Source organism: Methylotuvimicrobium sp. KM2 (assembly GCF_038051925.1).
Lineage (GTDB): Bacteria > Pseudomonadota > Gammaproteobacteria > Methylococcales > Methylomonadaceae > Methylotuvimicrobium.
On sequence record NZ_CP150634.1, the window covers coordinates 4,263,562 to 4,287,485 of the forward strand.

Here is a 23,924-nt window from a genome sequence, read left to right on the forward strand (position 1 = left end):
CAGAGCGCGCCTCATCCCAGCAACAACTCATAATTTTGCCTGCACTAACCCAATCCCTAGATGAATTTTAAAAAAGATTCACTATACGCTCACCCTGTCGAATCCCTAGAGGGCTTCCAATTCGACGCTGCGGTAACAGCCGTATTTCCCGACATGATTCAACGCTCCGTTCCCGGCTACCGTTCCATTATATCGGCTATCGGTTTGTTGGCAGGGCGCTTCGCACAAGCCAATAGTCTTTGCTATGACCTAGGCTGCTCGCTTGGTGCGGCAACGTTGGCAATGCGACATCAAATCGAAGCGCATGACTGCCGCATTGTTGCTGTAGATAATTCGGAAGCGATGATCGAGCGCTTTAAAATAATATTGGCGAATGATAGCTCTCCAATCGAAGTCGAAACCCGTTGCGAAGATATCCGCGAAACGCGTCTGGAAAACGCATCGGTTGTGGTCTTGAACTTCACTTTACAATTCATTCCTATTGAAGACCGAAACGAATTTCTCAGCAACATCTATAAGGCCTTATTACCGGGCGGCATTTTAATTTTGTCCGAGAAACTAAAATTCGACGATCCTCGCCAACAGCAATTGCAAACCGAAATGCATCACGCGTTTAAAAAAGCGCAAGGATACAGCGACTTGGAAATCAGCCAAAAGCGGACCGCATTGGAAAACGTATTGATTCCCGAAACTTTTGCTTGCCACCGCCAACGCTTACTGAAAGCAGGCTTCAATAGCGCCGAAGTCTGGTTTCAATATTTCAATTTCGCTTCGATAATCGCTCTCAAATGATTGATTATCAAATCCTTTACCAAACGCTAAGTGACCATGGCGCGGACGTCTGGGCAGACATCCTGCCGGAACAGTTACAAGCGGCATTCAACCCGGCTCGTCACGGCCAACTAACTCGCTGGCTCCAAACCATAGATGACTTGCCCGAACTCTCGCCTTCGCAACGCGTTTTTAATGAAGACACCGTCAAAATCGGCACTGCTAGCGATTTAGCCGATATTTCCCCCGAGGAATTAACAGCCTTATTAAAAACATTCAGCCCTTGGCGAAAAGGACCTTACGACTTATTCGGCATTGATATCAATACGGAATGGCGCTCCGACTGGAAATGGAATCGATTGAAAGCCCATATCAGTCCACTAAAAAAGCGTTTGGTGCTCGATGTAGGCTGCGGAAACGGCTATCATGGCTGGAGAATGCTCGGCGCCGGCGCGGACCTTGTGGTCGGTATCGATCCGTTGATGTTAAATGTGATGCAGTTTCACCTCATCAAAAAACTGGCCGGTGACGCGCGGCACTTCGTGTTGCCGATGGGCATCGAACAAATACCGAATGGTTTAAAAGCTTTCGACACGGTGTTTTCCATGGGCGTACTCTATCATCGCCGCTCGCCGATCGATCACTTGTTGGAATTAAAAGATTGCCTTAGGTCCGGAGGCGAATTGATTCTCGAATCGCTGGTCGTCGACGGCGGCGGACCGAATGAGGTATTGCTGCCGGAGCACCGCTATGCTCATATGCGCAATGTTTGGTTTATACCTAGCTGTGAAGCATTGCAAGGATGGCTGAAACGCTGCGGTTTCAGCAACATTAGACTGGTTGATGTCACGGTAACAACCACGGAAGAACAACGCAGCACCGACTGGATGGATTTTAAATCTCTCAAGGATTTTCTCGACCCAAACGACCCGAACTTGACGCTAGAAGGCTACCCAGCACCCAAACGGGCTATTTTCATAGCGGAAAAATAACCGGTTAACTAATTGCCCTTATTCGTGAAGAATCATTCAACCTAACGACCATCAAGGCCCAACCATCGCCCCGGCAAATGAAAGTGCGTGGCGGTGGCCGGGTTCGCTCCTTCCCAAGCTCGGCTTGGGAAGGCAGTCTCGGAAGCTCTGCTTCCCGTGACGGCAAGCGGAGCTTGCGGAATCGTTTCCCAAGCAGAGCTTAGGAAACAGCGAGAGCCGGCGGTATTCTGCTGCGGGCCATTGTGTTGGCCGCCCAAGAACTTTCACAGTAACACTCATGAAAGCCTGGCAACCGCCCCAGTAAATGAAAGCGCTAGGCGTTTAAGGAGAATAGAGAAAGAGCGAAGCCAGTCGACGATCGAATCTTTCATCTTTCATCTTTCATCTTTCATCTTTCATCTTTCATCTTTCATCTTTCCAAGCTTACCGCTTACCGCTTACCGCTTACCAAGCCATTATCGACCGGCAACGTTACCATGCCGAATGTTTGGATGCTATTTCTTACAAATAACACTCCAAGCAGCCAGCCAAACTTGCGACTGATAAGCATCGACATCTTTCGGAAGGGATCCGCTCAGCGCCATACGAAGTGTTTGGTTGATAATGCCGAAAAAATAGGTATACGCCAAAATCGGCTCGATATTTTTGATTTCCTCAGCCTTAATACCGGCCTGAAGGATTTTTATGATCTTGATGAAGGGCGGCGTTTCCATGAAGGGCTTTTGCTCGGGCAAGAATTCGCGAACTTTAATGACTAACAGGAACTGCATCACATCAGGCGCTTCCTGAGTTAACCTAAACAAAAGACCGACAACTTCGCGCAATTGCTCGGAAGGCTTGGCATTTCGGCGTCGAATGTCATCGATCGAGATACTCAAGCTATCGATGATATTCGCATATAAGGCTTCGGCTACCGCTTGCTTGTTTTTGAAACATTGATACAGACCACTGGTGGTCTTGATGCCGGCCGCTTCGGCAATATCTCCGAGAGACGTATTGAAATACCCCTTCTCGGCGAAAAGCTTTAATGCCGCCAAGAGAATTTCATCCTGAGTGTCCAATTTATTTTTGTTATTTTCTATTTCCTTTTCCATTTTCACTTTTTACAGCAATATCATTATGCTGCCTTTATAAAGTTAATGATTCGTATCGTTTCGGCAATTCGTTCGAGAACCTGCGGGGCATGGCAAGGCTGATTAATCCCGATATTACTTACCGAAAAGTTACATAAAATTCTGAGCACTTCAAACGACCCTGTTTGCGATTATTATGACTATGTACTTCATCGACGCTTAAAGAAAAATCATCGATAAACTGCATCGGAAACCGTCACTCGAGAGCAGACGAAAAAGCAGTCGTTAAGTTTATATACCCATCGCAAATCAAAATACGCCAAAAAACTTCGAAGACGGCTGTTCGAATTATCATATCCCATACGAAGATAAGGTTTTGAATTAAACATCAAACAATTGTTTATTACAACATTCTAGTTTCGATCCGCTACATTAATAGCTAACAGATTTTTTAACCTTCTCCAAACACACTCCATGCGGCTTTCAAATAATTAATCATCGACCATAACGTCAATATCGCCGCCAGATACAGCAACACATATCCGGATGTCTTAACGGGTATACCGATGACATCCTGGCCGTACAATAAAAACCCGATCGCGGTCATTTGCGCGGTGGTTTTCCATTTCCCCAATTGCGAAACTTTGACTTTAGCGCGCTGCCCCAATTCCGCCATCCATTCGCGTAACGATGCAATAGTAATTTCGCGTCCGATAATAATCGCCGCGGGCAAGGCTAAATAAGGCGAACCGTCTTGTTGCACAATCAAAACCAGTACGATCGCCACCATCAATTTATCCGCAACCGGATCCAAAAAAGCACCGAACGGAGTTTCCAAGCTCATCTTACGAGCCAAATAACCATCCAACCAATCAGTGATACCGGCCAAAATAAAAATGATTGTCGAAGCTAAGTTTGCATATTCCCAAGGCAGATAAAACACCACTGCAAGCAACGGAATTAAAAAAATTCTCAGCAAAGTCAGATAGGTCGGAAGATTAAATTTAATGGCCATTTGGGTTATGAAATTGTTCGTAAATTCGTTGCGCCAAGTCCTTACTAATGCCTGCCACACTCGCCAAAGCATCCGCGCTAGCACCGGCAACGCCTTGCAAACCGCCGAATTGTTTTAATAATAATTGTCGGCGTTTCGGCCCCAACCCTGGAATATCCTCCAAAACGGATTGTTTTTTGGTCTTACCTCGCCGCTGCCGGTGCCCGGTAATCGCAAATCGGTGTGCTTCGTCGCGAATATGTTGAATCAACAACAACCCCGAAGCACCGGGAGTGACATCCAAAGGCTGTGACTGATCGGTCAACAGTAGTTTTTCCATACCGGCTTTCCTATCCGGACCTTTGGAAACGCCGACTATCATAACATTGTTTATCTCTAAATCCGCCAATGCCTTTTTCGCTTCGGCAACTTGCCCTTTTCCACCATCGATAAACAAAATATCGGGAGCCTCGTGTTCGCCTTGCTTGAGCCGTTTATAACGCCGGCTAACCGCCTGATGAATTGCCGCATAATCGTCACCGGGCGTCACACCCTCGATGTTGAAACGCCGATAAGCCGATTTTACCGGCCCTTCCCTGTCGAACACAACACATGAGGCTACAGTTTGATCGCCTTGGGTATGACTAATATCGAAGCATTCGAGACGCTTCGGCAATTCCCGGCAACCCAACTCTTCCTGAAGACTCAAAAAACGCGCATAAATACCTTGCCGGTCGGCCAATTTACTTTGCAGCGAATGCTCGGCATTGGCCAATGTCATTTGCAGCCACTTTTGGCGTTCACCGCGTACCTTGGACGTAATTGTAACGGCATGTTTGGCATAAGCTGCCAAAACTTCAGCCAGCAAGCCGACTTCTTCCGGCTCGTGACTGACGATCAATTCATAGGGCACCGTCTTGTCGAGATAATATTGTGCGATAAACGCCTGCAAAATTTTGCCGGGCTCATCTTGATCGGACAATTTCGGAAAAAACAATTTATTGCCGAGATTCTGCCCCTTGCGAATAAAAAACACCTGAACGCATGCGACACCGGCTCGCGTAGCACAGGCAACGATATCGACATCGCCCCGCTCGCCATGCACAAAATGTTTTTCCAGAATCAATCGCAAACGCGCAATTTGATCCCGAAAACCCGCCGCTTTTTCGAAATCCAAGGCCGCCGAAGCATTTTCCATTTTTTCGATCAAACGACCAATCAATAAATCGCCGTTGCCTTCCAAAAACAAAATACTATTTTCGACATCGACCGCATAATTGCTTGTATCGATCAAATCGACACACGGCGCGGTGCAGCGTTTGATTTGATGCTGTAAACAGGGGCGCGTTCGATTGCGATAATAAGAATCTTCGCATTGCCGAACCGGAAATATTTTTTGCAATAATTTCAGTGTTTCCTTGACCGCGCCTGCGCTCGGATAAGGACCGAAATATTGCCCCTTCTTCTTTTTCGCGCCTCGATGAAAAGTAATACGCGGAAAATCCTGCTCGGTGGAAATAAAGATATAAGGATAGGATTTATCGTCCCGCAAACAAATGTTGTAGCGGGGCATGAAACGCTTGACCAGTTGGCTTTCGAGCAACAAGGCTTCGCCTTCGGAATTCGTCACCATCACTTCGATCGACGCCAACTGCGCGATCATCGCCTGCTGTTTCGGCGATGCGGTTTGCGTCCGAAAGTAACTCGATACGCGGTTCTTGAGGTTTTTAGCCTTTCCGATATAAATGATTTCGCCTTTTTCATTCAGCATTTTATAAATCCCCGGCCGACCGGTCAGGGTTTTCAAAAAGGCGGCTACATCAAATTCGGCAACAGGCACAACAACACTCAATGATCGAACAGCCCGGCAATTCGGCGAAAAACATCGTGAAACATTTCCTCGGTCAAACGCTTGGTTTGCACGTTATAACGGCTGGAATGATAAGAATCAACCAGATATCGCGAATTAGGCAAACGATGCAAGCGATTATGGCCGAACGGTGCATCTTTTAATTTTAAACCACAGGCTTTCAAGACGGCCTGATGCGCGATACTGCCCAGCGCCAGAATGACCGTTCCTTCAGGCATTTGCGCTATTTCGGCGTTTAAATATCGATTGCAGGTATTGATTTCCAAACCGGTCGGTTTATTTTGCGGCGGCAGGCATTTAACGGCATTGGTGATGCGGCAAGCGGTTAAAACCAAGCCATCCTTTTGGCCTTCAGAAATGGGACGATTACTGTAACCGAATTGATATAACGCTTGGTACAACAAGATTCCGGCATAATCGCCGGTAAACGGGCGCCCCGTAGCATTCGCGCCATGCATGCCCGGCGCCAACCCGACCACCAACAATTTCGGTTGTTCGTCGCCGAAAGGGGCGACCGGTCGGGCATGATAATCGGGATACTTGCGTTTCACCTCGCACAAAAAATCGTCCAAGCGTCCGCAGTCCCTGCACTCTTGATTAAAAATTTCGTTAGCAGACATCGGTTTGATTTAATAAAAAGCGGGCATTTCACCGAACGCTCATGAGGGTTTGACAATCGCCTCGGCAAATGAAAGTTCTCTGGTGGCGGAGGGCGCGATGTAACTATTCAGTCCCCCGGAAATTAGCGTTCCCACGCTCTGCGCTCATCGTTATACATAAGTCAAAAATTACTGTTTTGTAATCTTAGCTAATGAGGCTTCGATACCATTTTTTGTCGCCCAACGTTCCCGACTTCGAAATCGCGATCTGGGGATCGCTCCCACAGAGCATCCGCCCCCTTGTGGGAGCGACGCCTTCGCCGCGATTTCGAAGCCACTGATGTTCAATATCCGCAGATTTATCAAACAGCACCGTTTCCAGGTATACGACGAACTCTGTTTAGCAAGTTTACCGATACTTGTGTATAACGGCGAGCTCTCTGCGTGGGAATGATAGGGGGGTGTGAAAATTACCCGGCGATAGGTCGAGCCGGAACCCAGACATTCTATTTTTCGATTGAAAAATTCATGGTACTACAGAGCGACGCACTATTTTAAACATCGCCGATTGTCTTATTCCCCGGCAACCGACATGCGCTCGATCAAGACCGAACCGGTGCGGACGTTGCCTCGATAATCGACATCATTACCGACCGCGACGAGATTTTTAAACATATCTTTCAAATTTCCGGCAATCGTAATTTCCTCGACCGGGTATTGAATTTCGCCGTTCTCTACCCAGAATCCGGCCGCGCCGCGTGAATAATCGCCAGTCACCATTTTAACGCCCTGCCCCATCAACTCGGTTACAAGCAATCCGGTCCCGAGTTTTTTCAGCATGCCGGCAAAATCATCGTTTCCGCTATCGACGATCAGATTATGAACGCCCCCTGCATTTCCCGTACTTGCAAGACCGAGTTTCTTCGCCGAATAAGTACTCAACACATAGTCCTTTAAAATTCCTTCCGCAACGACGTCCCGAGCCCTAGTTTTGACGCCTTCGGCATCGAAAGCAGTGCTGCCGAGAGCGCCAACCATATAAGGTTGCTCGTGAATATGCACGAATTCCGGAAATATCCGTGTATCCAATGCATTGAGTAAAAACGACGATTTACGGTATAAGTTACCGCCGCTAATTGCGCCGATTAGCGATCCGAACAAACTGGAAGCCACTTCAGCCGAATACAAAACCGGACATTGCCGCGTGCTCAAACTACGCCCTTGCAAACGTCTAACCGTTCTTTCGGCTGCTTTTCTGCCGATGGAGTCGACCGCCTCGAGCAAATCAGGGTTCCTGGCAACGCTATACCAATAATCGCGCTGCATACTGTTGCCTCGCTGTCCTAACACTGCGCAACTAATCGAGTGACGGCTCGATTCGGCCCCCTTCAAGAAACCTAAACTATTGCCCAGCACCCGAATGCCTTGATGACTAGTGACCGTTGCGCCTTCCGAATTCGTAATTTCGGTTGAATAAGAACGCGCTGCATCTTCGCAGGCTATCGCCAACTCGATCGCTCGATCGGCAGCGAGAGCCCAAGGATGAAATAGATCCAAATCGGGAAATTCGGTTGCAAGCCACTCTTGTTCGGGCAATCCTGCATAAGGATCTTCGCTGCCATAGCGCGCAAAACTACATGCGGCGGCAACCGTTTCCTTGATCGAAGCATCGGATAAATCGGTAGTGCTAGCCGAACCTTTGCGCTGCCCGAAATAAACGGTCACGCCCAAACCTTGATCGCGATGATGCTCAATTGTCTCGACATCACCCAAACGCGCCGTCACCGACAAGCCGCTATCGACACTCAAACCCGCTTCCGCGGCGGTTGCGCCCTGCAGCTTCGCTTCATCTAAAATGCTTTGGACCAAATTTTCCAATCGACTGATTTCTTCCCGGTTTTGCAAAATAATTCTCTACTTAAAATTAAATCGATATAGTCAACGGTAAGCGGGGAACCGAACAACGACCTACTATCTGCTCACAGCTCATTGTTTACTGTTTACCGTTCACTGCTTACCGCTCACTGTTCACCAATCACTAACCATCAGATACTCGTACCGCCGACCGTCAACGCGTCGACTTTCAAGGTCGGTTGGCCGACGCCGACCGGCACGCTTTGCCCGTCCTTGCCGCAGGTTCCGACGCCGCTGTCGAGTTCCAAATCGGTGCCGACCATCGACACTCGAGTCAGAACATCCGGCCCGTTGCCGATTAACGTGGCGCCTTTTACAGGTCGCGTCAACTGGCCGTCCTCGATAAGATAAGCCTCGCTGGCTGAAAACACGAATTTTCCCGAAGTAATATCGACCTGTCCGCCGCCGAAATTTTTCGCATACAAACCTTTTTTGACCGAGCGGATAATTTCTTCAGGGTCGTGCGGCCCCGGCAACATATAGGTATTGGTCATGCGAGGCATCGGCAAATGCGCGTAAGATTCGCGTCGACCGTTACCGGTCGGGGATACGCCCATCAGCCGGGCATTTAACTTATCCTGCATGTAGCCTTTCAATATGCCGTTTTCAATCAAAACGGTTTTTTCGGTAGGCGTGCCTTCATCGTCGATACTCAATGAGCCGCGACGTCCCTCGAGCGTACCGTCATCGACCACGGTACACAAATCAGATGCAACCCTTTCTCCGACCCGCCCGCTAAAGGCCGATGTGCCTTTACGGTTAAAATCCCCTTCCAGGCCATGCCCAATCGCTTCATGCAATAGGATTCCGGGCCAACCCGCCCCCAAGACTACAGTCATGCTGCCTGCCGGCGCATCGACGGCATCCAGATTAACCAGCGCCTGTCGAACCGCTTCTCGACCATATTCCAATGCTTTATCTTGGTCAACGAACATGCCGTAATCGCAACGCCCGCCGCCGCCCATGCTGCCCTGTTCGCGGCGTCCGTTCTCCTCGACGATGACACTCACGTTCATACGGACCAACGGACGGATGTCGGCAGCCAATGTACCGTCTTGATTAGCGACTAAAACATTTTCATGAAGACCGACCAAGCTGATAACCACTTCTTCAATACGGCTATCGAGCTTGCGCGTCTCTCGGTCGACTTTATGCAACAGTTCGACTTTTTGCTGATCCGCTAGAGATTTGAGCGGGTTGACAGAATGGTAATATCGAGGCCACGCGGCTTGCTTGGAAATGGCTGTACGCGCATTTTGTCCTTGTCGGACAATGGCTTTGACATTACCGGCCGCTTCGAGCAAGACCGGCAATTCAATTTTATCGCTATAGGCGAATCCGGTTTTCTCGCCGACGACGGCACGCACGCCGGCGCCTTGTTCGATATTATGACTGCCTTCTTTGATGATGCCGCTTTCCATAACCCAGGATTCGTAATGACTGGATTGAAAATAGATATCGGCGGCGTCGACCGGAACACTGAGCAAACTGCTCATGACTCGCTCGATATCCTGTTCCTGCAAACCTGCCGGCGCAAGAATCGTTTGTTTCGCTATATTTAAAATTTCCATACTGTCTATTATTGCCGTTGATGTTTCGGTATGCCGTCTCGCAATTTCTCATGGAGCATCTGCAGCAACCGGTCTGGCCCGTCTTTTTTAATGTCCTCGAGCGGTTCTGGCGCACCTGGTATGGACGGATTTTTTTCATCTTGTTCAGTCACAATATCCGCAGTAATTTCCGTCGTGGACTGTCCTTCGGATAACTGCAACGAATAAATTCGCTCGATATAATCGTCGTCTCTAAATAACCACCCCAAAAAGTCTTTCGCCTCGTTGTCGTCGGGATCGAAGCGGACATAGTAATAACCCGCATCCCGATCCCTATCGGTAATTTCGATGCGTTGCTGATTTAGGACTAACTCCATTATGAACCAAGCTTTTTCAAAAGGTTTTTTGATGATCAGCTTTTTTCGTAGCGCCGATTGTTCAAGTTCAACTTTATCGCCTAAGCCTTGTTGAATCGATAACGTTGTCAACACAGGATCGACCGATATTTGTAAACTCTGCTCACCCGATGCGCCCTCGAATTCCGGCGGCCGCTCCAAATGACCGGTATCCCGATAACGGACTTCAGTTTCGGAACAGTTCGCCAGAACCGCCGGCCACAACAACACGCCGCAAAATTTAAGGATGGTTCTATACCTTTCGCACTTCAAATTTCGGCAGCGCCAGAGGAGGCGCCTGAGTGTCCGATAAAGGCTTTGCCAGCATGGAGCTGGCATAGAGCCTACATGGACGTATTCACGGCGTCCTTTAGCGGACACCCAGGCGCCGAATTTTGATCTACGACGGGTATATTCGATAGTTTCATGACTTTTTAAGCAATGTAACCTTAAAATTTGATTTTTCAAGAATATTCTCGCAAAGGATTTAGCCGTACATATACCTTTCGCACTTCAAATTTCGGTTTTTAAACCCCTCACCCCGCCCGCTCCCAATGTGGACGAGGAAGTATAATGCCGCAATTTCATGTGCGATGGGTATATATCTTTTGAACTTCGACAGAGGGTGCGCATCGCACACTATTGGACCGGTACTAATGATTCGCGGTCCGTGGAAAGGTGCGCGATGCGCACCCTATGGCTTGAACCTTGAACCTAAATTTAAATTTTTCGATGCTGTAAAGCGGGGAAAGACACTCGAACTTTTTCCAAGCGTTCGTGTTCGATATCGGCGCAAACGAAGCCACCGCCATTCTTATGACACCCTAAAACCGCTCCCCACGGATCGACTATCATCGAATGCCCGAAGGTTTTACGACCGTTAATATGAAAGCCGCCCTGATTCGGCGCAATGACATAACATAAGTTTTCGATTGCTCGAGCTCTCAATAAGACTTCCCAATGCGCGGCACCGGTTTGCGCGGTAAATGCCGAAGGCACCAATAAAATTTCGGCGCCTTTCGCCACCAAATTACGGTAAAGTTCGGGAAAACGCAGATCATAGCAAACCGACAGCCCCAATTTTCCGAAAGGTGTATCGACAACAACGGGATCATGTCCGGGTTCAATCGAATTCGATTCGCGATATTCTTCCTCGGTATCGGGTACGCTGACATCAAATAGATGCATTTTGTCGTAACGCGCAATGCGCTCGCCACGGTCGTTATAAACCAAACAAGCAGCTCTAACTTTGTTATCGTTATCGCCGGCCAAGGGGATCGTTCCACCGACAACCCAAACTTTGTATTTGAGTGCGGTCGACGTTAAAAAGTCTTGTATCGGACCATTCCCGTCGACTTCCTTGATCGTTAACTTATCGGTCTCGCTTTCCCCCATCAAGGCAAAGTTTTCCGGCAATACAACCAATTCCGCTCCGGCATTTACCGCTTCACCTATCAATTTTTCGGCTTCTAAAAGATTCGCCCCCACATTGGGACTCGATGCCATTTGTATGGCGGCACATTTACTCATTTACAGACTCTTGTTTTAATTTTTATTCAGTTTAAGTTTAATTAGAATCGCTCATGCATAACAGCAATACCCAGTTTAAGAAATCTCGCCATGTTTAGGGTGCGGGTGCCTGTCGAGGAACGCCGTAAACCCAGCACCTAAATTATCCTAGGTAGTTAGACATAGCCAATGAACTATAAAATTTAGGTGCTGGGTAAACCCATTCATGGTGGCTTGACGGCGGCTCCCTGCCGCCGATATCCCCGCCTAGCACTCCCCGCACCCTTTCTTTATCCTCAAATTGAGATGCTGGCAATGCCTTGATGTTTTCGTCACTACTGAACCTTATGAACATTAACCTAACGGTCATGAAGGCCAGTCGATCGAGCAACCGCACCCTCTTCGGCACCAGCATTTTTACAGCAGCGTTTTGCATATCGAAAAATTAGATAAGGAATGCAAATCTACGAACTTTCTCAGTAAATTCGGAAATTTAAAGGATTTGGTCATAAACATACCTTTTGCACTTAAAGCCTGGGTGACGCTTAAAAAGGTAGTGGATTCACGACGTCCTTTGACGAACAACCCGGTGCCGAATTTTGATCTACGATGGGTATAACTACCCTGTTTTTATACTCCTCGTATATCGCGAAATCCTTAATCGTTAGTTTCCGTCCAAGGAAAATCGGTAAGTCCTTGCCAGGTTTTGTTAAACAAACCGTCACCTTCATGCAAAGGAATCACCTGCGGCTCTTCCCAAGAACCTATGATTCGATATTGAGACCCGAAAAAAAAGCCTTCCTGGTAATCTTTCGTCACCGCCTTGGCAATCAAGCCTGCTATACGGCCGACAATTGTACCAGCAATGGGAACCGCATCGGAACTTTTAGGCACGACTCGAACTTGTTGATCCAGCGTTTTATCCTTCAAATTGGCGTTCCCGGAAAGCGTTATTTTTGCCGGCACGGCGTCGACTTCTAAGTTTGTAGTGCTGGCAATGCCATCGGCCAAATGAATACGCCCTTTGATACTATTGAAGGTTAACCCTTCCTCGTAAATATCGCGAAAATCCAATTGCAATCGCTTAACCCACTGAGAAAACGCTATGATACCCAATACTCGCCCCAATCCGGGTTCTATGCTGAGCAATCTCCCGTCGTTTAACTCGATATCCACTATACCTCGTAAGCGCTCCAATGAAAATTGATAAGGAGCCGCGTTCCAATTTAGATCGAGTTTTGCGGCAATACGGGTTTCTTTCATACTTTCATAAAGCCCTAACTCATTAAGCAACCGACCGAACTGCCGACCGTCGAAAGTACCTTCCAACTTGGTTGTGGAGCCAAATCCTTGATTGATCCAACGCCCGGTCAGATTCATTGTTTCATTTCTATCGGAAATGGTAAGTCGCTGAAAATGTAAGCCTTGAGGTATGCGTACGGTTCGCAACACCAATCGCCCCATATCGCTTGAGCGCCAAATCACTTTTTCGCTGTCTATATCGAATAACGGTACTTTTTCCATGATATTATCAGTACCACCTTCCAATTTAATGCGGCTCATCGCTGTTAAATCGATAAACTCCATGGTCATCCGTATGCTATCCTCGCCCGATCGATCAACCGGTATACGCACATTCCCCTTGGCCGCCGAACTATCGATTTTACCCACCCAGAAATTGCCGCGGCGCGCTAACATTAAATCCAGCCTACCCAAATCCATAAATTGATTAATTAGCTGACTGGTTTTTATTTTGATTTCGTATAAAGGCATCGACTCGTCTTTTGCAACACCGTCCCTATCGATAAAACTTAGCCATTCTTCGAGATTCATTTTATCGCGATTCGCTTCGAGCTTAATAACCGGAGCATCGGGATAATCCGCTACACCGACCCCGAACAGAAAATGTCCCGAATGCAATGCCTGCCCAGCTATCTCAATCTTAAATGCGGCATTCAGCTGATTATCGTAATTTAATCTAACCGGCAACAAACGCTCGTCGCTCAAGTCAAAAACCAGCGATAAGGGTCGCGACTCGTCTTTATCTTTTCCAAGTCCGTCGGGTAAAATTAGCGACAAGCCTCTCAAACCCGAATTGATCGTCATTTGAGTTGTGCGATTGTCATCGACCGGTAATGCCAACTCTAGTCGGTAATCGGTACTGCCTTCAACAAGCCTCCACCATGGCAACTTAAATTGATTTTGCAGATCCTCAACGGCGCTTTCTCCTGCGACTTTAATCGTGGTTTGTTTCGGTTCGCTTTCGATATCCACTCGAATAGGACTTCCCAACGCTTCTGCTTGTATATTGTCGGCGAAAAAACCCTGTTCATTAAATCTTAAAACCCCTTTGATGTTGCCGACCGGCAAATCGAATGAGTGGACAACGAGCGAGGCGTCATCGAACGTAGCTTCGCCATCGACCTGAACCGGTTTCGATCCCACTAATGGGATATCGAGATCGAGTTTAACCGACGTATTCCCGGAAGGCGTTATTGCGGTTCGCAACGCCCCGACCGGCGAACCGATCGGAGTTCGCTGCAGAAAATCCAACGCGCCGATAATGCTGCCCTCGGCCATGCCTCGAACCAGAAGATTAGGCTCATCATTCAGCATAGGAATGCTTAACTCGGTTTGCCTAATCGAGCAACCTGCCGTTTCGGCTTTTTGGATGTCGACCTTGAGCGATGACCCGTAAAACAGCGCCCGCGCATCGACTTTGGTTAAATTCGGCCATTCCGGATCATAACTCAACGTCATATCGGAAACATCGAACAAGACTTCGAAAACACCTTGACTTTCGGCAAAGGGGTAACTCTCTAACTCGCCGGAAAACAACAATCCACCGCGCGGAATGCTGCCCGATATAAAAGCGCGATCCAACCAAAAGAACGTATCGGGATCGATATTCCCCACCGGAAGGTAATTTTTAACTTGCCCGAGATCGGCAACCGAAAAAGTACTTTGTAAATCCAGTACGGGCGAGGCTTCGCTTTTGGGCAGTGTTAAAAACAAGCGGCTAATCGTTGACGCGACCGGCACATCCAGCCGTATTTGTTTACTGGAAACGACCCACATTTCGGGCGTTTGCCGCCAGTCGATTCGCCCTTGCAGACGCGCGATCGATAGCGCTTGACGAAACACCCCATCCAGCGTTACTTGCGATTGGCCGGTCGTCAATTGCACCATGCCTCGCTCGTCATTGCCGCGGATGCGTCCGGTTAAACCGAAAAATCCCGGCAAGGAATCGAAACCGGAAAATCCTAAACCGGTAAATAGGCCATCGGCGGCAAAGCGTTGACTGTCAAAATCGACAAAAAGCGTAAAATCTTCCACATTTCCGACCAACTTGAGCGCCGTCAAGCGTTCCGCGTGCTCATTCGGCAATAGACCGGGCCAGGCCGCCAGCTCGGAAATATTCGTCATATCCAGACGATGCGCCGACAACGCCAAATTCTTGAATGCATTCTCTGCATTTCGCTCAACAGCCAAACTGAACTGCGTGTCTGTCCAAGGCCGGCGATTATCTTCTACAACTAATCGTGCAACATCCAGAGCCAAACGTCGGCCCTCATCGCGCCACCTAAAGAGCGTTTCGAGTCTGTCCAGCGTTAAAGCACTCCTTGCCTTGAACTGCAATGCCACACGCGACAGATTGATCTCGGCGATCGCTTCGGATAGTTGGCTTTTTTGCCAATGCGTCCAAAGCTTCAGATCGCCAATACCGGATTCAATACTAATATCCGATAATGATTCGCCCGCCATAATCTCGGCCAAGTCAACCCCGGTTCCTTCAAAATACAATTTGCCGTCGATATTACCGGGTTCGAAAAAATTGCCATTCAATTCCATCGACACGCGCAATGCATGACCTAAGTTTTCGGGTAAGCCCGTTAGCAGATGAATTTGATGTCGGTCACCATCGTTTTTGATCACCAAATCGACTCGTTCAAATTGAATCGGTTTGCCGCCACGCATTTCATCTTGCCAAGCGATGCGGCTATGCAACAGCTCAAACTTCCCTCCTTGCAGCAACCACAAAGGATAATCGGTCTCTCCACCGGCTTGCAAACCGCCCAGTGTAAAACTACCATCCGGTTTTCGCTGTATCGACACATCGGCACCGATAATCGATATCCATGATGCCCGCCAAAGTTCTCGCGTCCAAAGAACACGCCATATACTGATATTTAAGCGAATCTCTTCAAAATTAACCGGGGACGAAGAGTGCGGGACATCCTCAGTCAACACTTTAATATCTTTTAGCATTAACGTCGGCGTGATGCCTCTCATACCGGTCTTTATTCGACCGATTTGAACCGGGGTATCGATCAGCACCCCAATTTCTCGCTCTAATTCGACCTTATAACTTTCCAACCCGCTCAGTAATAAACGAAGTGCCGTCAAGCCTAATGCCGTAGCAATCAGAGACCAAAAAAGCAGGATTCGCGTGGCCCGCGTAATGTGATGAATCACTTAGCTAAAAACTCGTTAATGCGATTTTATATCATTCGCACTTCAAATTTCGGCAACGCCTTAGAAGACGCCAGGGTGATCGGCCCTCACCTAACGCTAGGTGAGGGGCTGGGCTTTTGACGGGCACCCCGGTGCCGAATTTTGATCTACGATAGGTATAAAAACGGCTCAATTTAAAAAGATCGATGATTCGATTCATCAGGACAATCCTCCTATTCCCTATTCCCTATTCACTGCTAACTGCTCCAGCCTATCATAACAACACCACATCATACTGCTCCTGATTATATTCGCCCTCGGCCCTAAACTTAATCTGAATATTCAAAAACGCCTCGAGTTCCGCAAGCATATCGGCTTCCTCATCGAGCAACATTTCGACAACTTCATTCGATGCCAATACCATCAGTTTCCGAACTTTGTATTGCCTGACCTCGCGAATGATCTCGCGGAAAATTTCCAGACATACCGTTTCCGCGGTTTTCAACACACCACGCCCGCCGCAAGCCGAACAGGGTTCGCACAAAATATGCTCAAGACTTTCCCGTGTCCTTTTACGGGTCATTTCGACCAAGCCCAGCGTGGAAACCTCGGTAATCTTGGTCTTCGCATTATCCTTTTCCAAATGCCGCTCCAAGGCTTGCAAGACTTGTTTGCGATGCTCATGGCTCTGCATATCGATGAAGTCGATAATGATGATGCCGCCTAAGTTTCGCAATCGTAGTTGGCGAGATATCGTCTGAGCAGCCTCCAAATTAGTCTTAAAAATCGTCTCCTCAAGATTACGCCCTCCGACATAACTGCCGGTATTGACGTCGACCGTCGTCATAGCCTCGGTTTGATCGAACACCAAATGCCCCCCAGATTTCAGCATGACTTTACGATCCAACGCACGCTGAATTTCCTCTTCGACGCTATAAATATCGAAGACCGGGCACTCGCCGGTGTAATGTTCGATTACATGGACGATATCGGGCACGAATATTTTCGCGAATTCGACCAGCTTGAAATAAGTTTCCTTAGAATCGACGCGCACCCGCTCGATACCTTCTTTGTATAGATCCCTCAACGTTCTGACACTCAGCGGCAAGTCCTTATGAATGAACTGTTTGGGCTGGGCGCTATTAATGCTTTCCGAAATTGTCGTCCAAAGCTTGAGCAGGAAAGTCATATCGGAATACAAAACCGCTTCCTCGACGCATTCGGCTGCCGTACGGGCAATAAATCCGCCACATTGGTTTTTTTCGCGAAACGATTCTAGACAAGCACGGAGCCTAGCACGTTCGGCATCGCATTCGATCCGTTGTGACACACCGCAATTATTGGCATAGGGCATATAAACCTGAAAACGCGACGGAATCGAGATTTCGGTGGTTAATCGCGCGCCTTTAGTTCCGATTGGGTCCTTGGTCACTTGCACGACGATATGTTGCCCCTCGTGCAGATAGCTTTCGATATTCGCCGAACCTTTTTTTTCCAAGTCCTTGCTGCATAAATCGGATAGGTGCAAAAAGGCAGCCCTGGACAAGCCGATATCGACGAAGGCCGCTTGCATGCCGGGCAATACTCGGCATACTTCACCCTTATAGATATTACCGACCAAACCTCGCTGTCGGCTACGCTCGATGATCAGTTCCTGCAAGACTCCGTTTTCGATGACGGCAACGCGTGTTTCCGGCGGCGTGACATTAATTAAAATTTCTTCACTCATTTGAAAATCGTTATCCCTTGTTTCGCTAAAAGTTCAGCCGTCTCGAACAGCGGCAAGCCAACCACGCCGCTAAAACTGCCGGTAATCGATTTGACGAACACGCCGCCCAACCCCTGAATCGCATAAGCGCCTGCCTTGTCGGCCGGCTCGCCGCTATCCCAATAGCGGATGATTTCATCTTCTCTGATATCACGAAAATTGACCTCGGTAACATTGACGGCTTGCCAGTGCTCGAAACCTCTAAGCGATACGGAGCTAAAGACCTGATGCGTTCGTCCCGACAAAAAGCTGAGCATTGCCAGGCAATCGGCCTTATCCTTCGGCTTACCCATGATCCGTCCATCCAAGATCACCGCCGTATCAGCGGCCAGAATTGGCAGCTTCGCGTCGGCTCTTTCCAGCGCTACGGCCGATTTTTCGGCGGCAATACGTCGAACATAAGACAATGGCGCCTCACCTGAATAAGGCGCCTCGTCGATTTCGACCGGAAACACCTTAAAACTGACTCCGATTTGCGTTAACAGTTCCTGACGGCGAGGAGACGCCGAAGCCAATAGGATTTGCACACTCATTCGCGATGATAGGGATGGTTATTTAAAATACTCCAGGCGCGATAAATCTGTTCGGCAACAATCACACGCACCAATGGATGAGGAAAAGTCAGCTTGGACAAACTCCAGGATTCGCGCGCCAATTGTTTCGCATCATAGGACAATCCTTCAGGTCCGCCGACCAATAAGGCGACATTCCGCCCGCTTTCGAGCCATCTTTTCAAGGCAACCGACAATTCCGGCGTCGACCAAGGCTTCCCGGGGACGTCCAAGGTAACGACATGCGCGTCTTTAGCGATTGCCGCGACCATTTTATCGCCTTCGTCCTTGACGATACGGGCCGAATCGCTATTTTTACCCCGCTTGCCCGGCGGAATCTCCTTGAGTATCAATTCGCACTCTCTTGGCAGTCGCTTAGCGTATTCATCATAACCCGCTTGCACCCAAGCCGGCATTTTATTGCCTATAGTAATCAGTTGTATTTGCATGCGCGGAGCATACACAGAAGCCCTGTCCCGCGCAATAAACAAACGCCATCGTTTAATCGAAGAAAGCCTTTCTAGTGTTCGCACATCAAATTTCGGTTTTTTTATCCCCTCATCCTAGCCTTCTCCCGGAGGGAGAAGGTATTGAAGCGCCGAAATTTGATGTGCGATAGATATACAAGGCAATGTATGCGGTAATAGTTGCCCCCGCTACCGAAAGCACATTAAGCTATGGGTGACTCTCCACCGGTACGCACAGCGTACCCTACTGTCTTTTCGGCATTTGCATAGTATCAATTTCAACGATTAACGCGAACATAGACTTTTACAATAGGAACCGTTGCAGTAAATAATAGCCCTTCTAGATATCAGACATTTTAACGGTTGAACTATAATTTCAATTTTTACGACTGATCTGTACCATGGCTACCAGTTCCTTTTTCGAGCAGCTATTCAAATGGGTTTTCATTGTCAGCGCATTACTGACAGTCCTGCTTTATTTCAAAAAAGACCATTTACCGGAGCCGAATTTTTACAATCTCGGTTATCTCGACGAACCGGTTCAAGCCAAGTTAAAGGCCGAGCCGTTCAAGACCCAAGTCAACGATCAAGAATATACGATTACGCCTCTGTATGACTATGAGTTACACGGCGTCGTCGTCAGTTACAGTGACGCCGATGCCTTCACCAACATCTGGCACCACAAACGCTGGCATGATTTTATAAATCTTCGCGACTTATGCGTGATCTGGGGTAAAAATGTCGGTTCCGGCGTTTACCGGCAAATGAAGTTTCATAACGATAGCTGGACATGCTGGGCTTCCTGGCAAGACTACGAGACAGGGGCTTTATTCAAGATGAACGCACTGTCGAACAATCATTTACTGACCGACGACGACCGCATCAAAAAAGCGCTGATGTCCGCAGAACCGGGCGATCATATCCGTTTCAAGGGCGTATTGGCCGAATATGCCAACAAAAGCAATAATTTCTTTCGCGGCACCAGCATTACCCGAGACGACAACGGCAACGGCGCCTGCGAAACGGTTTACTTGGAGGAATTCGAAATCGTCAAAAAAGCCAATCGGGGCATTCGCAAACTTTACGGCATCACCAAATGGCTGGCCATCGTTTCTTTTTTCGGTTTTCTTATCTTCTTTGCGATTGCACCGGTTAGAATTCGGCATTGACAGGAGCAATTCATTGACAAACAGGCTTTGATGGCTTTATATCTTTCGCACTTCACATTTTGGCAATGCTCGAAGAGCCGCCGAATTTTGATCTCCAATGGGTATATTCACGGCGTCTTGCCGGGCGAGTGACCGCGCCCTCCGCCACCCAAGGATGGTCATTTGCCGGGGCGATGGCTAGACCTTCATGAACGTTACTGTGAAAGTTCGTGGATTTGAAATCTTAATCTAGTTTTTCGATATTAAGAAGCTCGACAGAGAAAATGTAGGCTCCGGAGAGGGAGCGGTTGCTCGACCGACAGGCGTCGGCGGCAAGGACAGCCGCCGTCGAGCCTTGTATGATTAATTTAAATGAATTTTAGCCAGGAAATACTTTAAGCTGTACCGAGTTCATTGGGAGGCCGCTTGAGCCTGAGGACTGGATTAAACCAGAGCCTGTCATGTAGATTGGCCCCCGCCCTATTCACCTATACCGCGGAGTATCTGAGGCTTAGAGCCTGCATTCACAAGGATGGTAGGTGCATACGCAGGGTCGGGAACCAATGACTAGTTTACTTTCCTTATCACAGAATAACAATTAAACATGGCAGATCAACAAATTAACAGCGCTTCACTTGACACACAAACCCGTATCTTCGCTGGCGTCGATGTAGGATCTAAAGAACTGGTTTTGGTGGTGCGCAAAAATGGCAAACCTTTCAATCCGCAGAAGTTCTCCAATACCCCAGCTGATCATGCCCGGATGGCCAAGAAATTGAACAAATTGTCCGGCATTATCGTGTGTATGGAAGCCACCGGCAGTTATCATTTCGATTTAGCCGTTGCGCTCCATGATGCCGGGGTCAAGGTAATGGTCATCAATCCCAAGGTCTCTCATAACTTTGCTAAAGTATTGATGAACAATAGTAAAACAGACGATGTGGACGCGAATACTCTGGCGGTGTATGCCGAACGGATGGATTTTGTGCCTTGGTCCCGTCCTTCGAATGAAAAGATCGCTTTACGTTGTTTCTCACGCCGTATTAATGCGCTAACCGATCAAAAAACAGCAGCAAAGAATCAGTTGCATGCCTTAAGCGCAACAGTTGAAACACCCAAAGCCGTGCTAAAAGATGCACAAGCAGCCATCGATCAATTAGATAAGCGTATCGATCAGTTAACGGCTGGCGCCTTGGCATTGATCGAAAAACATCCGGAACTCAGTCGAGCATTAGTTTTGTTCACGAGCATTAAGGGTATTGCCAATACCAGTGCGATTGCTCTCATGGGAGAACTACTGATTTTGCCTGCGGATATGTCGCACCGTGAGTGGGTCAAGTTTGCGGGGCTCGATCCAAGAGCTTTTGATTCCGGCACGAGTGTCCACAAAAAAACGCGTATATCCAAGGCCGGTAACAGCCAGATTCGCGCCGCCCTGTATATGCCTGTCTGGAGCGCTGTGCAGCATGATCGCCATATTAAGGCGTATTACCAACATCTCCTTGAGATGGGTAAATTACCGTTGCAAGCCTGTTGTGCGGTCATGCGTAAATTGTTACATGCGATTCACGGCATGCTCAAGCATGATAAACCATTCGATAACACGCGTTTTTATGCAATTCCGTCAATCGCTGAATAGCAGAAAAATGCCTATTTTTAACTTGATTTTAAACAGAGTATCTACATGGATATATTCACGGCGTCCTGTCGGGCGAGTGACCGCGCCCTCCGCCACCCAAGAACTATTTTTCCGGGGCGATGGCCGGGCTTTCATGAACGAGAGGTTAAAGATCTACCCAAATAACCCCAACCGGCAACCCTTTGCCGAATTAATGCTACCGATAACACTTAAACTAAACACCATAATGACCGACCGAAACCTAGCCGATTGGCATAACCGCGCCGCACTGTTCGAACAGGAAATCAACAAAGCCGTGATCGGACTCGAACGTCCGGTACGACTCGTCACGACCGCGATATTCGCGCGCGGCCATGCGATGCTCGAAGGCGATGTCGGGGTTGGTAAAACCACCTTGTTGAGAGCCGTTGCACGCGGCATCGGCGGCGCTTATGAGCGCATCGAAGGCACCATCGATCTGATGCCGAACGACCTGGTCTACCACACCTACATCAACGAAGCCGGCAAACCGCAGGTCGACCCCGGCCCGATATTGAAACATGGCGAGGAGCTGTCGACCTTCTTCTTCAACGAAGTCAACCGCGCCAGACCCCAGGTCCATTCATTACTGTTGCGCGTGATGGCCGAAAAATCGGTCACGGCTTTCAACCGCGAGCATTATTTCCCGCATTTGCAAGTCTTCGCCGACCGCAACAGAGTCGAAAAGGACGAAACCTTCGAAATACCCTCCGCGGCCCGCGACCGTTTCATGATGGAGCTAAAAATCGAAACGCCCGAAGAACCGGCCCTGCAGCGCGAATTGATGTTCAATCCGAGATTTTACGATGTCGACGCATTGATCGAGACGATTCAGCCGGGCATCCTACCCTACCGAGAATTGAACGAAATCAGCCGGCAGATTCAGCATCACATTCAAGCCAGCGAAACGTTGCAAAATTATGCCTTACAACTTTGGCAGGCGACCCGTTTCCCGAAAAACTTTTCGATTGCATTGGACAATGTCGACATGGACCGGCTAATCCTGGCGGGGGCCAGCGCCCGCGGTGCCGGAATGCTGATGCGCGCGGCGCGAGTGACGGCATGGCTAAACGGTCGTACGCACGTCTTGCCGGAAGATATCCGCGAAATTTTCCATGAAACGATCGCGCACCGTGTGTTTTTCAACCCGACTTACGAATTGAGACGTACACTGCTCGCCGAACAGCTCAGCCAAAAAATACTGCAGCAGGTAGCGGCGCCCTAAGAAAATTTGCTCCAGTCCATTTGTACGTGAAACTTAATCGGATGATGCTCTAAGAATTTTATTATTTATCTTTCCGCTCACTGCTCACTACTAACCGCTTACTACCACAAGCCAACGATGCTCGAAGAATTTCATTATCAACTGCCTTGGCGCACCGCGAGCGCGCACCCTGGTCGACATGCCGGCAAACACAGCGGCGGCGAACACGAGTTCCACGGGCATGCGCCCTTGATTGCCCGTCCCGAAGCGCACAATATCGATATTCACGCCAGCCTGCTCGACCCGTTCGGCCAATTCATGGTCAGGACTTTTCGCCAACGCGGCTTGATTTCGGTCAACATCATTGCGGACTTATCGGCCTCGATGGGCTTTCACGGAAAAATGAAAACCCTGGCACGGTTTACCGAATTGACGGCTTATTCGGCCTATCGTAGCGGCGATCATTTTGGCTTTTTCGGCTGCGGACTGGATTTATTGCCGGACTTTCATCTACCGCCGCGCTGGTACAAAGGCGGTGCCGCCGAACTCGTAGACCGGCTCGGGCAATTCGCCCCCGGCGACAGCCATTGCCGAAGCCTGCTCTCGATCGCCGAGCATTGCCCCCGGCACCGCTCGTTGATTTTTCTAGTCTCCGACTTTCATTTTCCGTTTCATGAAACCGCCGAAATTTTCGATTCGCTGTTGAAACACGACGTGATCCCGGTCGTATTATGGCATCCCCAAGAGTATCGCAATCTGCCGGAATGGGGCCTGGTGCGCCTGGAAGATCCGGAAACCGGTAAAGGCCGACAATTACTGATGCGTCCGGCCCTGAAACGCAAAATCATCGCGGCATTCGAGACCCGGCAAGAACAGCTCAAGCATTTGTTTACGCGCTACGGCCGCCAAGCGTTTTTTCTCGACGACACCTTTCAGGCCGATCAGCTCACCCATTATTTCTATGAACAATAAACACTTAGGAATATGCACAAAATAACTTCTACAAT

Annotated in this window: 18 protein-coding genes; 6 read left to right on the plus strand and 12 right to left on the minus strand. The window is 48.7% G+C overall.

Translation table 11 applies throughout. The features are described 5' to 3' along the window. The first annotated feature begins 60 nt into the window (after nt 1-60). Nucleotides 61-792 (plus strand): carboxy-S-adenosyl-L-methionine synthase CmoA, encoded by a 732-nt coding sequence (gene cmoA, locus WJM45_RS18020; RefSeq protein ID WP_341326416.1) that lies wholly within the window; start codon nt 61-63, stop codon nt 790-792. Next, complete coding sequence (cmoB, locus tag WJM45_RS18025; RefSeq protein ID WP_341326417.1) at nt 789-1,763, plus strand: tRNA 5-methoxyuridine(34)/uridine 5-oxyacetic acid(34) synthase CmoB; 975 nt, start codon at nt 789-791, stop codon at nt 1,761-1,763. Before cmoA ends, cmoB begins: the two co-directional genes overlap by 4 nt. A 494-nt stretch (nt 1,764-2,257) precedes the next feature. Here the strand turns inward: cmoB and WJM45_RS18030 are convergent, their stop codons facing one another. The 12 genes from WJM45_RS18030 to rlmH all read right to left on the minus strand — a co-directional run bounded on the left by WJM45_RS18030 (nt 2,258) and on the right by rlmH (nt 18,890). Next, nucleotides 2,258-2,857, minus strand: a complete 600-nt coding sequence (locus WJM45_RS18030) for a TetR/AcrR family transcriptional regulator (RefSeq protein ID WP_341326418.1) — start codon at nt 2,855-2,857, stop codon at nt 2,258-2,260. 430 nt (nt 2,858-3,287) lie between these two features. Continuing rightward, nucleotides 3,288-3,851, minus strand: a complete 564-nt coding sequence (gene pgsA / locus WJM45_RS18035) for a CDP-diacylglycerol--glycerol-3-phosphate 3-phosphatidyltransferase (RefSeq protein ID WP_341326419.1) — start codon at nt 3,849-3,851, stop codon at nt 3,288-3,290. Next, nucleotides 3,841-5,670, minus strand: coding sequence for an excinuclease ABC subunit UvrC (uvrC, locus tag WJM45_RS18040; protein WP_341326420.1), 1,830 nt, complete (start codon nt 5,668-5,670; stop codon nt 3,841-3,843). Before uvrC ends, pgsA begins: the two co-directional genes overlap by 11 nt. 8 nt (nt 5,671-5,678) lie before the next feature. Continuing rightward, nucleotides 5,679-6,320 carry a uracil-DNA glycosylase gene (locus WJM45_RS18045; RefSeq protein ID WP_341326421.1) on the minus strand — a complete coding sequence of 214 codons (642 nt, stop codon included), beginning with the start codon at nt 6,318-6,320 and terminating at the stop codon, nt 5,679-5,681. A 552-nt stretch (nt 6,321-6,872) separates the two neighbouring features. Further along, nucleotides 6,873-8,204 (minus strand): metalloprotease PmbA, encoded by a 1,332-nt coding sequence (gene pmbA, locus WJM45_RS18050; protein ID WP_341326422.1) that lies wholly within the window; start codon nt 8,202-8,204, stop codon nt 6,873-6,875. A gap of 140 nt (nt 8,205-8,344) precedes the next feature. Then, a complete protein-coding gene (tldD, locus tag WJM45_RS18055) occupies nt 8,345-9,784 on the minus strand; it encodes a metalloprotease TldD (RefSeq protein WP_341326423.1) in 1,440 nt (479 codons plus the stop codon). 8 nt (nt 9,785-9,792) lie between these two features. Then, a complete protein-coding gene (gene bamC, locus WJM45_RS18060) occupies nt 9,793-10,389 on the minus strand; it encodes an outer membrane protein assembly factor BamC (RefSeq protein WP_341326424.1) in 597 nt (198 codons plus the stop codon). Between the two features lie 489 nt (nt 10,390-10,878). Beyond that, complete coding sequence (locus WJM45_RS18065) at nt 10,879-11,688, minus strand: carbon-nitrogen hydrolase family protein (RefSeq protein WP_341326425.1); 810 nt, start codon at nt 11,686-11,688, stop codon at nt 10,879-10,881. A gap of 636 nt (nt 11,689-12,324) precedes the next feature. Then, complete coding sequence (locus tag WJM45_RS18070; protein WP_341326426.1) at nt 12,325-16,143, minus strand: YhdP family protein; 3,819 nt, start codon at nt 16,141-16,143, stop codon at nt 12,325-12,327. Nucleotides 16,144-16,396: 253 nt separating this feature from the next. Beyond that, nucleotides 16,397-17,851: a ribonuclease G gene (gene rng, locus WJM45_RS18075; RefSeq protein ID WP_341326427.1), complete on the minus strand. Its 1,455-nt coding sequence runs from the start codon at nt 17,849-17,851 to the stop codon at nt 16,397-16,399. Continuing rightward, nucleotides 17,848-18,423 (minus strand): Maf family protein, encoded by a 576-nt coding sequence (locus tag WJM45_RS18080; RefSeq protein ID WP_341326428.1) that lies wholly within the window; start codon nt 18,421-18,423, stop codon nt 17,848-17,850. Before WJM45_RS18080 ends, rng begins: the two co-directional genes overlap by 4 nt. Next, complete coding sequence (gene rlmH / locus WJM45_RS18085) at nt 18,420-18,890, minus strand: 23S rRNA (pseudouridine(1915)-N(3))-methyltransferase RlmH (protein ID WP_341326429.1); 471 nt, start codon at nt 18,888-18,890, stop codon at nt 18,420-18,422. Before rlmH ends, WJM45_RS18080 begins: the two co-directional genes overlap by 4 nt. A 419-nt stretch (nt 18,891-19,309) precedes the next feature. Between rlmH and WJM45_RS18090 the strand changes: the two genes are divergently transcribed. The 4 genes from WJM45_RS18090 (at nt 19,310) to WJM45_RS18105 (ending at nt 23,889) form a co-directional block, all read left to right on the plus strand. Next, nucleotides 19,310-20,077 carry a hypothetical protein gene (locus tag WJM45_RS18090; protein ID WP_341326430.1) on the plus strand — a complete coding sequence of 256 codons (768 nt, stop codon included), beginning with the start codon at nt 19,310-19,312 and terminating at the stop codon, nt 20,075-20,077. Between the two features lie 583 nt (nt 20,078-20,660). Beyond that, nucleotides 20,661-21,695, plus strand: a complete 1,035-nt coding sequence (locus WJM45_RS18095) for an IS110 family transposase (RefSeq protein WP_341326431.1) — start codon at nt 20,661-20,663, stop codon at nt 21,693-21,695. A 226-nt stretch (nt 21,696-21,921) separates the two neighbouring features. Beyond that, nucleotides 21,922-22,938 (plus strand): MoxR family ATPase, encoded by a 1,017-nt coding sequence (locus WJM45_RS18100; RefSeq protein WP_341326432.1) that lies wholly within the window; start codon nt 21,922-21,924, stop codon nt 22,936-22,938. A 117-nt stretch (nt 22,939-23,055) separates the two neighbouring features. Next, the gene (locus WJM45_RS18105) at nt 23,056-23,889 is read left to right on the plus strand and encodes a hypothetical protein (protein ID WP_341326433.1); all 834 of its coding nucleotides are present in this window, start codon (nt 23,056-23,058) and stop codon (nt 23,887-23,889) included. Nucleotides 23,890-23,924 lie beyond the last annotated feature (35 nt).

What these genes read in the sequence shown, in the direction of transcription:
- cmoA (WP_341326416.1), top strand. Translation starts at nt 61, where the DNA reads ATGAATTTTAAAAAAGATTCACTATACGCTCACCCTGTCGAATCCCTA.
- cmoB (WP_341326417.1), top strand. Translation starts at nt 789, where the DNA reads ATGATTGATTATCAAATCCTTTACCAAACGCTAAGTGACCATGGCGCG.
- WJM45_RS18030 (WP_341326418.1), bottom strand. Translation starts at nt 2,857, where the DNA reads ATGGAAAAGGAAATAGAAAATAACAAAAATAAATTGGACACTCAGGAT.
- pgsA (WP_341326419.1), bottom strand. Translation starts at nt 3,851, where the DNA reads ATGGCCATTAAATTTAATCTTCCGACCTATCTGACTTTGCTGAGAATT.
- WJM45_RS18045 (WP_341326421.1), bottom strand. Translation starts at nt 6,320, where the DNA reads ATGTCTGCTAACGAAATTTTTAATCAAGAGTGCAGGGACTGCGGACGC.
- tldD (WP_341326423.1), bottom strand. Translation starts at nt 9,784, where the DNA reads ATGGAAATTTTAAATATAGCGAAACAAACGATTCTTGCGCCGGCAGGT.
- WJM45_RS18065 (WP_341326425.1), bottom strand. Translation starts at nt 11,688, where the DNA reads ATGAGTAAATGTGCCGCCATACAAATGGCATCGAGTCCCAATGTGGGG.
- rng (WP_341326427.1), bottom strand. Translation starts at nt 17,851, where the DNA reads ATGAGTGAAGAAATTTTAATTAATGTCACGCCGCCGGAAACACGCGTT.
- WJM45_RS18080 (WP_341326428.1), bottom strand. Translation starts at nt 18,423, where the DNA reads ATGAGTGTGCAAATCCTATTGGCTTCGGCGTCTCCTCGCCGTCAGGAA.
- rlmH (WP_341326429.1), bottom strand. Translation starts at nt 18,890, where the DNA reads ATGCAAATACAACTGATTACTATAGGCAATAAAATGCCGGCTTGGGTG.
- WJM45_RS18090 (WP_341326430.1), top strand. Translation starts at nt 19,310, where the DNA reads ATGGCTACCAGTTCCTTTTTCGAGCAGCTATTCAAATGGGTTTTCATT.
- WJM45_RS18095 (WP_341326431.1), top strand. Translation starts at nt 20,661, where the DNA reads ATGGCAGATCAACAAATTAACAGCGCTTCACTTGACACACAAACCCGT.
- WJM45_RS18100 (WP_341326432.1), top strand. Translation starts at nt 21,922, where the DNA reads ATGACCGACCGAAACCTAGCCGATTGGCATAACCGCGCCGCACTGTTC.
- WJM45_RS18105 (WP_341326433.1), top strand. Translation starts at nt 23,056, where the DNA reads ATGCTCGAAGAATTTCATTATCAACTGCCTTGGCGCACCGCGAGCGCG.